The sequence below is a fragment of the Thiocapsa marina 5811 genome (assembly GCF_000223985.1).
In the GTDB taxonomy this organism is placed as follows: domain Bacteria; phylum Pseudomonadota; class Gammaproteobacteria; order Chromatiales; family Chromatiaceae; genus Thiocapsa; species Thiocapsa marina.
The window spans coordinates 21,450-34,729 of the sequence record NZ_AFWV01000019.1; the positions used below are offsets into that span (position 1 = coordinate 21,450).

The following is a 13,280-nucleotide window of genomic DNA, read 5'->3' on the forward strand; positions in this document are numbered from 1 at the left end:
ATGCACAACGGCACGACCATCACCCAGTTCATCATCGAGGAGCAGCGCCACGTGGCCGGCGCCACGGGCGATTTCACCTCCCTGCTCAACGATATCGTCACGGCCTGCAAGGTCATCAGCAACATGGTGAACCATGGTGCGTTGGTCGGCGTGCTCGGGAGCGCCGAGAGCGAGAACATCCAGGGCGAGACCCAGAAGAAGCTCGACATCCTCACCAACGAGGTCTTCATCAAGTCCAACGAGTGGGCCGGGCATCTGGCGGCCATGGCGTCCGAAGAGATGGACACCATCTACGACATCCCGGCCAAATACCCGCGCGGCAAATACCTGCTGACCTTCGACCCGCTCGACGGCTCCTCGAACATCGACGTGAACGTCTCCGTGGGCACCATCTTCTCGATCCTGCGTATTCAGGGCGGCGACGGCGCGCCGAGCGAGCGTGATTTCCTTCAGGCCGGTACCCAGCAGGTCGCCGCGGGATATGCGCTCTATGGGCCCTCGACCATGATGGTCCTGACCACGGGCAACGGCGTGAACGGCTTCACCCTGGATCAGAACATCGGCGAGTTCATACTCACCCACCCCAACATGACGATCCCGGCCGACACGCGCGAGTTCGCGATCAACGCCTCGAACATGCGTTTCTGGGAGCCACCGGTCAAGCGCTATGTCCAGGAGTGCCTGGACGGCAAGGAAGGCCCGCGCGGTGAAGACTTCAACATGCGCTGGATCGCCTCCATGGTTGCCGAGGTGCATCGCATCCTCACGCGCGGCGGCGTCTTCATGTACCCCATCGACAGCAAGATGAAGGAGAAGGGTCAAGGCGGGAAGCTGCGTCTGCTCTACGAGGCCAACCCCATGTCATTCATCGTCGAGCAGGCCGGCGGCGGATCCATCACGGGTACCGAGCGCATCATGGATCTGCAGCCCGAGTCGCTGCACCAACGCGTCCCGGTCATCCTGGGCTCGAAGAACGAGGTCGAGCGCATCCTCGGCTATCACGACCAAGCGTAAGAGCCCGTCTGCCGGATCCCGTTTGCAGTCATCCACGCGACTGCGAGCGGAGATCCGGCACCGAACCTCCGACCCTTTCAAGCCAGCTCGATCTCCACCGCTTCGGCAACACGCCTGGCCTTCTCCCGCGCCTCCTCCAGCGTCTCCCCGCGCGCCAGCGCAACACCCACGCGACGCTTGCCGTCGACCTCCGGCTTGCCGAACAGGCGCAGGGCCGTGTCCGGCTCCACGAGTGCGCAATCCAGACCGCCGAAGCGCAGATCCCGTGACCGACCCTCAGCCAAGAGCGCCACCGATGCCGAAGGGCCGAGCTGTGTGATGTGCGGCACGGGCAGACCCAGGATGGCGCGCACGTGCAGCGCAAACTCCGAGAGATCCTGCGAGATCAGCGTCACCAACCCGGTGTCGTGCGGACGCGGCGAGACCTCGCTGAACCAGACCTCGTCGCCACGCACGAACAGCTCCACGCCGAAGATGCCGGTGCCGCCGAGCGCATCGGTCACCGCACAGGCGATCTCCTGCGCGCGGGCCAGCGCGGCGGCCGCCATCGGGTGCGGCTGCCAGGATTCGCGGTAATCGCCGTCGATCTGAAGATGGCCGATCGGCGCGCAGAAGCTGGTCCGGTCCCCGTGACGCAGTGTGAGCAAGGTGATCTCGTAGTCGAAGGCGACGAAACCCTCCACGATCACGCGGCCCGAGCCGGTACGCCCGCCCTGCTGCGAGTAATCCCAGGCGGCATGCACCTGCTCCGCATTGCGCACGGTGCTCTGACCCTTGCCCGATGAGCTCATCACCGGCTTGACCACGCAGGGCAGACCGATCGCCTCGATCGCGGCACGGTAGGCTGCCTCGTCATCGGCAAACCGGTACGGCGAGGTCGGCAGGCCCAGCTCCTCCGCGGCCAGCCGACGGATGCCCTCGCGGTTCATCGTCAGATGCGCGGCACGCGCGGTGGGCACGACATGACGCCCGCCGGCTTCGAGCTCCAGCAAGGTCGCCGTGGCGATCGCCTCGATCTCGGGGACGATCAGTGCCGGATCCTCCTCCGCCACCAGTGCAGCCAGTGCCGCGCCATCCAGCATATTCAAGACATGGCTGCGATGCGCGACCTGCATCGCCGGCGCCCCCGGGTAGCGATCCACGGCGATCACCTCCACCCCGAAGCGCTGCGCCTCGATCGCGACCTCCTTACCGAGCTCGCCCGAGCCGAGCAACATCATGCGGGTCGCGCCTGCGGCGCCGGGTGTTCCGATTCTGGTCATGCGTGTGCTCCGGGGTTGGCTTCGGCGGGATGATACATCGGCTACAGGGACGGTCTCCAAGGGCTATGCAAAGGCGTTCCGCCGAGGTGAATTGACCGGCAACACCGGAACCCCTCATTCGGCATCGGTCACTCGGGCAATCAGCTCCCGCCCCTCGTTGCGGACATTGCCGACCGCTCGCGAGACCGGGTGCATCGCAAGCCGCTCCTCCGGAGAGGGCATCAAAAGCGCCGAGAGCCGAGCCGGATCGCTCGTGCGATCGAGCCAGACGTCCACGACATCGGGCGCCAGGATTACCGGCATGCGGTCATGCAACGGCTGGATAGCGGGATTGGCCTCGGTGGTCACGATGGTGAAGCTGTCGATCACCTCTCCGTCCGCGGGGCTGGTCCAGCGCTCCCAGAGTCCGGCGAAGGCGAGGATGGTCTCGTCCGTTGAATGGATGAAGTAGGGCTGCTTGCCGTCCGGGCGCTTGGCCCACTCGTAGAAGCCGTCGGCCGGGACCACGCACCGACGCGCCCGGTAGGCCGCCCGAAACGCAGGCTTCTCCGCCACGGTCTCGGCGCGAGCGTTGATCAGTCGGGCTGCGATCGTCTCATCCCTCGCCCAACTCGGGAGCAAGCCCCAGCGCAAGGCGTGGAGAACCCGCTCCCCGTTCGGCCGCTGACGGATTACCGGCAGCCATTGCATCGGGGCCGCGTTGTAGCGCGGGCCAAGACCTTCGATCTCGATGGCCGCGCCGAAAAGGTCGGCGATGGCATCGGCCGAACTGTATTGGGCGTAGCGTCCGCACATGGATGGGGTCTCCTCCGGATCGGTATCGGGTGTAGGGTATCGACATCAAGGTTTGCGACGGTCTGCTTCGAGTCGACCCGCTCCCTGGTTACGGTATTGCGATCGGCGTCAACTGGACGATCCTGAGGTGGTGATGAAGAAGCTCCTATCCCGATCGATCGGCTCGCTGCTGATCTTGGCGGCACTCTACCTGGTTTGCATCAACATCACGCTGACCCTGCCGGCGACGCGCGCCTTTCTCGACGCGCTTCAGCCGGAGCACTTCAGGATCACCTGGCAGCGCGCGTGGAGCCTCTATCCGCTGCGCATCGAGCTGGACGGCGTCGTCGCCGATGGTCAAACGCCCACCGAGCAATGGCAGGTCGATGCGCGGCGCGCGGCGGCGTCGGTGTCGCTGCTGCCGCTGCTGAAGGGAGAGATCCGGATACACGACCTGGATCTGGAAGACATCGACCTGCGCCTGCGGCCGCGTCCTCCCGCCGACGGCTCCCGAGACGCCCTCGCCGAATTCTTTCCCGTAATTCGAGACCGCGATCCCGATGCAGCCGCGGAGGCGGCGCCGGAAGACCCGAGCGGCACGCTGGTGCTGGAGATCGACGACATCCAGGTCCGGGGCGAGCACAGCTTCTGGGTGTCCCATGTCCGCGGGAGCACACCCGGTGCGGTCCGCGGCAGCTTTCGCATGGAGACCGCCACGGGTCGGCTGGCCTTGGCGGGCGGTGCGCTTGACCTGGCACTGACATCATTGACGGTCGGACCGAGTCAGGCGGTGACCGACGCCGCGGCTATCGCGGGAACGATCGACATCCCGCCGTTCATCGTATCCGAGACGAAGGGGCTCGAGATGATGCGCGTGCCGGAGCTGGATGCCCGCATCGATCTACCGGTGCAAAACCTGGATTTCCTGGCCCTGCTGATGCCGGTTTTCGACGAGATCAGGTTGAGCGGCCGCGGACGCCTGCGCGGCCGGCTCGCACTGTCGGCCGGCGAGATGTTGGGCGGGACCGATCTGGTGGTCGAGGCGCATGAGCTGGCGATGGATCTCGGACGCTACGACTTCAGCGGCGACGGCACGATCGAGCTGAAGGTGGATCCGCAAGACGAGGCGCAGGCCGACCTGCTGGTGCGCTTCGAGCAGGTCCGGGCCGAGCTGGAGCCGGACGATTCCGCCGGATCGAAGCGTCCGCAGGTGCTGTTCACGGGTCGCGGACTTACCGCACAGCTCCATGCCGCCGAGGTCGATCCGACCACCACATCCACCGCGGAGCAGGTCGAGGAGCTGGCCTCCGAGGTCGAGTTAGGATTCAAGTTGGATATTCCGTCCATGCAGGTGCCGGATCTCGCCGTCTACAGCCGCCTGTTCCCGGAGAAGTGGGATCTGGACTTGTTGGGCGGCACCGGCACCGTGGCCGGCGCTTTGGAGGTCTCGGCGGACCGCCTGGCGCTTAAGCTGGACCTTGCCTCCGACGACGCGGATCTGCGCTATCGCGGCTATCACGCCACCGCGGACCTGCTGCTCCGCCTGCGGGCGCGGATCGATGACAGCTCGACAGCCAACCTCCGCCTGGACGGCACCGAGCTGCGCATCGAGGATGCACGGCTTGCCGTCACACACGGCGACGCCAAAAAGCGACAAGCGGCGGAGCGGCACCCCTCCTCCGAGCCTTGGCGGGCGCATCTCGAGATCTCGGAGAGCGCCTTGGGGCTGCCCGTGTCCGCCGGTCATACCGATGCCGACCCCATCCCGGCAATCGCTGAAACGCTGCAGGACGAGGGCTTCGGGGCCCTGTTGGCCGGGGCCGACGGTCGCGTCTCTGCGGTCTTGAGCGTCTCTCGGCTGGATTGGATCGCCGAGCTGCTGGAGCGCCCGCTGGGCCTGAGCCTGGCCGGCGCCGGCGAGCTCGACACCGAGATCGTCCTGACCAACGGCCGGGCCGACACGGGTACGACCCTGACGATGCCCCGCGAGCCGCTCTCACTCGGCATCCTGGAGCATCGGGTGGATGGCATGGGGACGGCCCACCTGCGCATGGAGCAGGGTGGCGAGCGACCTCGGTTTCGCCTGAATGTTGCTCTGGACGATGCGCGCTTACGCCGGCGCGACGAGCCCGAGCCGAGCATCGGCGACGTGCGCCTGGACGCCGAGATCCTGATGACCGACTCCCGCGCCGATGGCGGTGACTCCGCGGACATCCGCTTGAATCTGCATTCCGCGCGCGTGCGCGACATGAGCAGCTACAACGCCTATCTGCCTGCGAACACACCCCTGTCGCTGGTCTCGGGCGAAGCGACCCTGGTGGGCGATCTGCGCCTGAAGCCGGATCGCGCCGAGGGACAACTGCTTCTGGCGGGAGAGGATATTCGCGTGAAATTGGACCGGCAGGACCTGTCCGGAGACCTGAAGCTCGAGCTCCTGGTCCGCGATGGCTCCGCGAAGGATCTACGCTTCGACATCACCGGCTCGTCGGTTCTGCTCGAGAATTTTCGGGTGGCCGGAGCGGGCGGCTCGGCCTCGGCGCCGGAGGATTGGCATGCCCGGCTCCAGCTCGACGAGACGCAGATCCGCTGGCACAAACCGATGCATCTGGACATGCAAGCCTATGTCACCGTCAAGGACACCCGGCCCTTCGTCGAGCTGCTCGACGGCGTGCGCGGTAAACACGACTGGATCGATAACCTCCTCACGCTGGAGAATCTGGCCGGTCATCTGCGGCTGGCCGTAGACGCCGACACCGCGGTCATCGAAGACGCCATGCTCGGCGCGCCCGAGCTCGGCATCCACGCCAAGGGGCGTTCCGCCCCGACCGCTCGCGAGGGCATGTTGCTCCTGCGATGGCACAATCTCACCGGCACCATGGAGCTGCAAAACGGGCGAAGGCATTTCGATATCCTCGATGCACCTGCCCGCTTTACCGCCTACAGACCCGGCAAGACGCCGCTTCGGGACCTCGACGCGGCGCAGACCGATGCCGAGGATCGCCCCGGTACCGAACCCTCTTCGACCGCCGCGACACACGACAGGGCGCCGTTCAGTCATGACACGGCAGGGCCTCCGAACAAGACGCCCCCGAGCGGACGCCAACGACCCACGCCGACGCAAAACCCTTTCCTGGACGACAGTCTGTGAAGCGATCGCCGTCGCGGTCGAGATCAGCTCCCTGCGCCTCCGGCAACAGGGGATCGTGCCGGCTCCTAAACCGCGCCAGCTCCGACAGTCATCGGAGCCGGCGCGGCCGATCCACTCCAACGAATGACGCATACCGCACCGGACGCGGTTTAGGACGATCGATCCCCGAGGCTATCAAGATCGCTCACAGGGTCTATCATCAGACGGAGATGGTCCCGGACCTGGATAACGAAAACTGCCGAGGGGCTTGGCAATGCGGACCGTCGGGGCCGCCTTGGCCAAAGGCGGCAGCCGGACAAGGAACGCGGTCCCGACCCGCAGCTTTTCGGAGACATCATGACCACACTCCCTGCCGTTGAGCCACCTGCTGCGCTCGATACACCCGACAACCCCGCATCAACCCTCGCAGCGACAAGCGGCGCGCCGGCCGGCACGGCGGCCCCGACCACCCTGGGCCCGGCCGCCATCGCTGCCGAGCTAGGCAAATTGGCGACCTCGCCGAAGGGTTTGAGTCCCGACGAGGCCAAAGGCCGGCTGGAGAAGGTCGGGCCGAACGCCATCATCGCCCGGGAGGAGAACCGCTGGAGCAAGCTGCTCGGATACTTCTGGGGACCGATCCCCTGGATGATCGAGGCAGCCGCGTTGATCTCGCTCGTGCGCCGGGACTGGCCGGACTTCGCCGTCGTGACCGGGCTCTTGCTGTACAACGCCGCGGTCGGCTTCTGGCAGGACAACAAGGCGGCCAACGCCTTGGCCGCCCTGAAAAAGGGGTTGGCACTCAAGGCACGGGCGCTGCGCGGCGGTCAATGGCTCTCGGTGGATGCGGCCGATCTGGTGCCCGGTGATGTCGTCATGGTTGCCGCCGGCGAGATCGTGCCGGCCGACTGTCTGCTGATCGAGGGCGAGTATCTGAGCGTGGATCAGTCCGCACTCACGGGCGAGTCCTTGCCGGTCTCCAAGCGTGTGGGCGACAGCGCCTATTCTGGAAGCATCGCCAAACAGGGCACGATGACGGCCGCCGTGACGGCCACCGGCAACCAGACCTTCTTCGGGCGCACGGCCAAGCTGGTCGCGTCCGCCGGCTCCAAATCGCACTCGGAGCAGGCGGTGCTCCAGATCGGCGACTTCCTGATCCTGCTGGCCGCCGCCTTGGCCGTCGTGCTGGTCGGCTTCCAGGTGTATCGGGACGTCGTGGTCGCAGACGTCTGGGGTTGGGACACGATCGGCGCAATCGCCCAGTTCGTCTTGGTGCTCCTGATCGCCTCGGTGCCGGTGGCCATGCCTGCGGTGATGTCCGTGACCATGGCCCTGGGTGCCTTGGCGCTATCGAAGGAGAAGGCGATCGTCTCGCGGCTCTCGGCGATCGAGGAGTTGGCTGGCGTCGACGTCCTGTGCAGCGACAAGACAGGCACCCTGACGCTGAACCAGCTCAAGCTGGATACCCCGATCCCCTACGGGAGCGCCCGGGCGCAGGATGTGGTCTTCGCCGCCGCGCTTGCAAGCCAGACCGGCAGCGAGGATGCGATCGACCAGGCGGTTTTGCAGGCGCTGGCCGACCCCAAGGCGCTGGATACCGTCACCCGGACCAAATTCGTCCCCTTCGACCCGGTCAACAAGAAGACGGTCGCCACCGTCACCGACGCGCAAGGCCGCACCTTCCAGTATGCCAAGGGCGCCCCGCAGGCCATCGCCGAGCTCTGCAAGCTCGATCCGGTGACCCGCGGGAAGTACGACGGGGAGGTCAACGCGCTGGCGGGCCGCGGCTACCGGGCGCTCGGGGTCGCACAGTCCGGAGACGACGGCACGACCTGGGTCTTGGTGGGCCTGCTGTCGCTGATGGACCCGCCGCGGCCGGATGCGAAGTCGACGATCGCCGAGACCGAGAAGCTCGGACTCGCCGTGAAGATGGTGACGGGAGACGATGTCGCCATCGGCAGCGAGATCGCCAAGCAGCTCGGCATGGGCGGGCACCTGCTGGTGGCGGGCGACGTGTTCAAGGAGGGCACGGACCCCGACCGGATCCCCATGTCCGCTGCCCGAGCAGTGGAGCGCGCCGACGGCTTCGGGCGGGTCTTCCCGCAGCACAAGTACGAGATCGTGAAGAGTCTCCAGGAGCTGGGGCATCTGGTCGCGATGACCGGCGACGGGGTCAACGATGCTCCGGCCCTCAAGGAGGCCGACTGCGGCGTGGCCGTGAGCGGCGCCACCGACGCGGCCCGCAGCGCGGCCGCGCTCGTCCTGACGGCACCGGGTCTGTCGACCATCGTCAATGCCATCATCGAGGCGCGCAAGATCTTCGAGCGCATCCGCAGCTACGTCTACTACCGGATCGCCATGACGCTCGACATCATGTTCGTCGTCGTCATGGCCTATGTCTTCTTCGGCTTTCAGCCGCTGACCGCCATCATGATCGTCGTTCTGGCCCTGCTGGACGACATCCCGATCATGACCATCGCCTACGACAAGGTCGAGACCTCGCCGCAGCCGGTGCGTTGGCACATGCAGCGCATCCTGGTGTTCTCCTCGCTGATGGGCCTGCTCGCCATCGCGCAGAGCTTCGGCCTGGTCCTGGCGGGCATGGAGTGGATGAGCGATCCGGCCTTGATGGCCCGCTTCGCACTCGATCATCAACACCTGCAGACCATGTTGTTCCTGCAGCTCGCGGCCGGCGGTCACTTGCTGCTCTTCGTCGTGCGGACCCGGCGCTCGATCTTCGTGCCGCCCTACCCGAGTGCACCGCTCTTCGTGGCGATCGTCGCAACCCAGGCGGTCGCGGCCTTGATGTGCGCCTACGGGATCCTGGTACCGCAACTGCCTTGGAGTCTGATCGGCATCGTCTGGGTCTACGTCCTGATCTGGATGGTCGTGACCGACGTCGTGAAGCTGATCTACTACCGCATCCAGGACCAGCGCGAGGCCGCAGGCATGAGGCTGAGCCAGCCAATCACAGGGGTACAAGCGTGAACGACATCAAAACGCTGATCGTCGAACCGGGTGCAAAGGTGCATCTCGAGCAATTCGATCCGGCCTACACAGGCGAACCCGGGCAGGAGATCGCGCACGCCGATCGCGCACCTGCGTTGGAATCGGTCAAGGCCAGGATCGGTGCATTGCAGCGCAAGATGTACGGGGACAACGCGCATTCACTTCTCATCGTGCTCCAGGGCCTGGATGCCGCCGGCAAGGACGGCGTGTGCTGGCACGTGATCTCCGGCATGGATCCTCAGGGCTGCAGGGTCCAGGGATTCAAGGCGCCCACGGCCGTGGAGGCAGCGCACGACTTCCTGTGGCGCATTCACCCGCATGCACCGGCCAAGGGCGAGGTGGCGGTCTTCAACCGCTCGCACTACGAGGACGTGCTGGTCACTCGGGTTCACAAGCTGGTACCGCGCAAGGTCTGGGAGCGGCGTTACGACCTGATCAACGAATGGGAGCGTCTGCTTCACATCGAGAACGGCACGACCATCCTGAAGTTTTGCCTGGTCGTTTCCAAAGAGGAGCAGCTCAAGCGCTTCGCGGAGCGGCTGGAGGATCCCGACCGGCAGTGGAAGATCAGCGATTCCGATTACAGGGAGCGCGAATTCTTCGACGACTATCTGGCCGCCTTCAACGAGGCCCTGGAGCGCACCTCGACACCGCACGCGCCCTGGTTCACCATCCCCTGCGACCACAAGTGGTTCCGCAACCTGGCCGTCGCCGGCATCATCGCCGACACCCTGGACGCGTTGCACCTCGAATACCCCGAGCCCACGGTCGATCTCGACCGGATCCGGCGCGAATACCACGCGGCGCAGAGCAAGGAGAATGCGGGCGGCAAGGGATAGCGGGGCTCGACGGCGGCGTCTTGGCCCCGTCGAGGAGCCGCCGGGATGCAACGATGAGCCGGTGTCAAGCCGGCCCGCAAGCGAGGCGCGCGCCGAAGGGCCCGGCCCGGCCGGGCGCTCGCGCCCGGCTCTCGAGACGCCGATCTACGTCGTCACCATACCCATCAGATAGCGCACCCAGACCCAGGCGATGAGCAACGTGGTCAGCGCGATCGGGATGCCCGCCTTGGCAAACTCCCAGAACGAGATGTTGAACCCTTTCGCGTTTGCCGCATCGACCACGATGATGTTGGCCAGGCTGCCGATGATGATGAGGTTGCTGGAGAGCCCGCTGGCCAAGGCGATCAAGGGTCCGGCCTGCGGATCGCCGGCATAGGGCAGGAGCAGCATGACCGTCGGCACGTTCGAGACGATGTCGCTCAGCACGGCGGTCAAAGCATAAAGCACGCCGCTGTGCTGCAGATCGAACCCTGCCGCCTTCAGATCGCCGACCAATTGTTGCGGCAACCCGCTGTCCTGGATGGCGCCGTTGACGACGAACAGGCCGATGAACAGGATCAGCAGATCCCAATCGACACGGTGCAGCATCGTGCGCGAGACGAAGCGGGCGTTGAACAGCATGAAGGCCCCCGCGCTGGCTGCCACCAATCCGCGATTCCAATCCGTAAAGATGAAGGCGTAGAGGATAAAGCCCAGGACCAACAGCCCCTTCAGGGTCTCCCAGCCGTCGAATCGAGGCGTTTCGGCGGTTGACTCGGCAGTGTCGACGCGCTGCGCTGTATCCGGTCGATCGAGCCGCCAGCGTCCGCGGTAGGCCACGACCAGAACAAGCCAGACAACGACCAGAGAGAGGACGGCAGGGATCGCCGCGTACCCCATAAAGCCGGCAAAGGACAGGTGGAGCCGTTCGCCGATGAGCATGTTCTGGGGGCTGCCGATGAGCGTGGCCACCGACCCGGCATTGGCGGCAAAGGCGATGGCCAACAGGAAGGGGACCGGGTTCATACGCCGCTGCAGACTGATCGACAACACGACCGGGGTCATGGCGACGGCCACCACGTCGTTGGTGAGGAATGCCGACATCACCCCGACCACTGCCGTCAGCGACGCAAGCAAGACGGGCGGACTGGCCTGGATTCGGGTCACCGCTGCGGACAGCGACCCATAGAACCCGGACAGCTCGAGCTGGATGGAGATCAGCATGAGGCCGAAGAGCATGCCGAGTGTGCTGAAATCGATGCTCGCGAGGGCTTGGCTCTGGGTCAGCTCGGCAGTGGCGAGCAGGGCGATGGCGCCGCCCAAGGCGATGGACGCACGGTCGACCTTCAGCCACGGCAAGTGACCGAGCATCATCCCCAGATAGACCACGAAGAAGACGATCAGGACCATCGACATGAGTCATTCACTCGGTTCGATCCGGGTTTGCCGCACTCACATGCATACCCGAAGGCGTACGCAGCGGTCGTGCCGGACGGTCGGTTTGCTATCGGAAGGAGATTATCGTACAGGAGAATCGACGCGCTCGCGGATGTCGCCGAACGCCGCTGCATCGCGGTCACCCGAGCCGCTCGATCGGCGCATAGAGCCCCACAGCCGTGCCGACCGCCATCGCCGAGGCACCTTGCCGAGGACGATCCGGCGGCCGACGGACACGTCGGTCGGCTCCAACGCGTCCGGGCACACTCTGCGTCTTTGCGGTTCAAACCGGAAAGGGTCCATTCTCGGACCCGGCCGACCGAAACGGAGGAGACACCCCGATGCCGCTGCAATCGATCAACCCGTACAACGGCGAGACCCTGGAGCAGATCGAGACGATCGACGAGACCGCGCTGGAGGCCGCGCTCGACGCGGCGGCGCGGGCCGCATCCGCCTGGGGCGCCCGGCCCGTCGCCGAGCGCGCGGGCCTGCTGCATGGGGTCGCCAAGCTCCTGCGCGGCCGCACCCCGAATTTGGCCCGCCTGATGTCCTTGGAGATGGGCAAGCTGATCGGCGAGGCCGAGGCCGAAATCGGCAAATGCGCGCTGGTCTGCGACTACTACGCCGAGAACGCCGAACGACTGCTCGCCGACGAGCCGATCGCCTCCGATGCCTCGCGCAGCATGGTCGTGCATCAACCGCTGGGTCCGCTGCTCGCCGTGATGCCGTGGAACTTCCCCTTCTGGCAGGCGTTCCGCTGCGCCGCACCCGCAATCGCGGCGGGTAATCCGGTCCTGCTCAAGCATGCCTCGAATGTCCCGCGCTGCGCCTTGGAGATCGAGCGACTGTTCGAGGACGCGGGCGCCCCGGACGGGGTCTTCAGCACGCTGTTGATCGACGCCCGCCGCGCGGAGGGTGTCGTCGCCGACCCGCGCGTGCGCGGCGTCAGCCTCACGGGCAGCGACGCGGCGGGACGACGGGTCGCGTCCATCGCCGGCGAGCACCTGAAGCGAACGGTGCTCGAGCTCGGCGGCTCCGACGCCTTCGTGGTACTTGAAGATGCCGACCTCGAGGAGGCCGTCGCGACCGCCGTGCGCTCGCGGTTCATGAACGCCGGCCAGAGCTGTATCGCGGCCAAGCGATTCATCGTCGTCGATGCAATCGCCGAGACGTTCGTCGCGCGCCTGCGCACGGCAATCAAGGCGCTGGTGCCGGGCGATCCCCTGGACCCGCGGACGACCTTGGCACCGCTCGCGCGTGCGGATCTTCGCGACACGCTCCATGAGCAGGTGCTCGCGAGCCTCGACGCCGGGGCACGCCTGATCATCGGCGGACACCCCTTGGATCGCCCCGGCTGGTTCTATGCCGCGACCCTGCTCGACGCCGTCGGCCCCGGCATGCCGGCCTACGACGACGAGCTGTTCGGCCCCGTAGCGGCCGTTCTCCGTGCCGCCGACGAAAGCGAAGCGCTCAAGATCGCCAACGACACCCGGTTCGGGCTCGGCGGCAGCGTCTGGACACGCGACAGCGCGCGCGGCGAGCGCTTTGCGCGCCGGATGGCCTGCGGATGCGCCTTCGTCAACGGTCTGGTCAAGAGCGACCCGCGCCTGCCCTTCGGCGGGATCAAGGAGTCGGGCTACGGACGCGAGCTCGGCGCGCTTGGCATCCATGAGTTCGTCAACGCCAAGACCTTGTGGATCCGCTAGGACTGTCGAGCCTTGGAGTGCCGGCCGACTCAACACCCGTGTGCTCCCCGGGACCAACCCATGGCACGCGTCGTTGTCTCGGTATCCGCCATGGCCTATGTTTTCCACCGCCTAGGGTTTCCCGGAGCCTCTCGTG

8 protein-coding genes are annotated in these 13,280 nt (G+C 66.2%); 5 read left to right on the plus strand and 3 right to left on the minus strand.

Features of this window, described 5'->3' with window-relative positions; genetic code table 11:
- A complete protein-coding gene (locus THIMADRAFT_RS21665) occupies nt 1-1,014 on the plus strand; it encodes a class 1 fructose-bisphosphatase (RefSeq protein ID WP_007195261.1) in 1,014 nt (337 codons plus the stop codon).
- Between the two features lie 77 nt (nt 1,015-1,091).
- Here the strand turns inward: THIMADRAFT_RS21665 and purT are convergent, their stop codons facing one another.
- Together purT and THIMADRAFT_RS21675 are read right to left on the minus strand one after the other, a co-directional pair.
- On the minus strand, nt 1,092-2,276 hold the full coding sequence (gene purT, locus THIMADRAFT_RS21670) for a formate-dependent phosphoribosylglycinamide formyltransferase (protein WP_007195262.1): 1,185 nt from the start codon (nt 2,274-2,276) through the stop codon (nt 1,092-1,094).
- Between the two features lie 114 nt (nt 2,277-2,390).
- Nucleotides 2,391-3,071: an SOS response-associated peptidase gene (locus tag THIMADRAFT_RS21675; protein ID WP_007195263.1), complete on the minus strand. Its 681-nt coding sequence runs from the start codon at nt 3,069-3,071 to the stop codon at nt 2,391-2,393.
- A gap of 133 nt (nt 3,072-3,204) precedes the next feature.
- Here THIMADRAFT_RS21675 and THIMADRAFT_RS21680 point away from each other — a divergent pair, with 133 nt between their 5' ends.
- The 3 genes from THIMADRAFT_RS21680 to THIMADRAFT_RS21690 all read left to right on the plus strand — a co-directional run bounded on the left by THIMADRAFT_RS21680 (nt 3,205) and on the right by THIMADRAFT_RS21690 (nt 10,022).
- Nucleotides 3,205-6,198, plus strand: coding sequence for an AsmA family protein (locus tag THIMADRAFT_RS21680; RefSeq protein WP_007195264.1), 2,994 nt, complete (start codon nt 3,205-3,207; stop codon nt 6,196-6,198).
- A 336-nt stretch (nt 6,199-6,534) separates the two neighbouring features.
- On the plus strand, nt 6,535-9,162 hold the full coding sequence (locus tag THIMADRAFT_RS21685; protein ID WP_007195265.1) for a plasma-membrane proton-efflux P-type ATPase: 2,628 nt from the start codon (nt 6,535-6,537) through the stop codon (nt 9,160-9,162).
- Complete coding sequence (locus THIMADRAFT_RS21690) at nt 9,159-10,022, plus strand: PPK2 family polyphosphate kinase (RefSeq protein ID WP_007195266.1); 864 nt, start codon at nt 9,159-9,161, stop codon at nt 10,020-10,022. The genes THIMADRAFT_RS21685 and THIMADRAFT_RS21690 overlap by 4 nt, the downstream gene beginning before the upstream one ends.
- Nucleotides 10,023-10,166: 144 nt before the next feature.
- Here the strand turns inward: THIMADRAFT_RS21690 and THIMADRAFT_RS21695 are convergent, their stop codons facing one another.
- Entirely contained in the window at nt 10,167-11,417 is a 1,251-nt protein-coding gene (locus THIMADRAFT_RS21695) for an ArsB/NhaD family transporter (RefSeq protein ID WP_007195267.1), read from the minus strand.
- A gap of 362 nt (nt 11,418-11,779) precedes the next feature.
- Here THIMADRAFT_RS21695 and THIMADRAFT_RS21700 point away from each other — a divergent pair, with 362 nt between their 5' ends.
- Nucleotides 11,780-13,144: an NAD-dependent succinate-semialdehyde dehydrogenase gene (locus tag THIMADRAFT_RS21700; RefSeq protein ID WP_007195268.1), complete on the plus strand. Its 1,365-nt coding sequence runs from the start codon at nt 11,780-11,782 to the stop codon at nt 13,142-13,144.
- Nucleotides 13,145-13,280 lie beyond the last annotated feature (136 nt).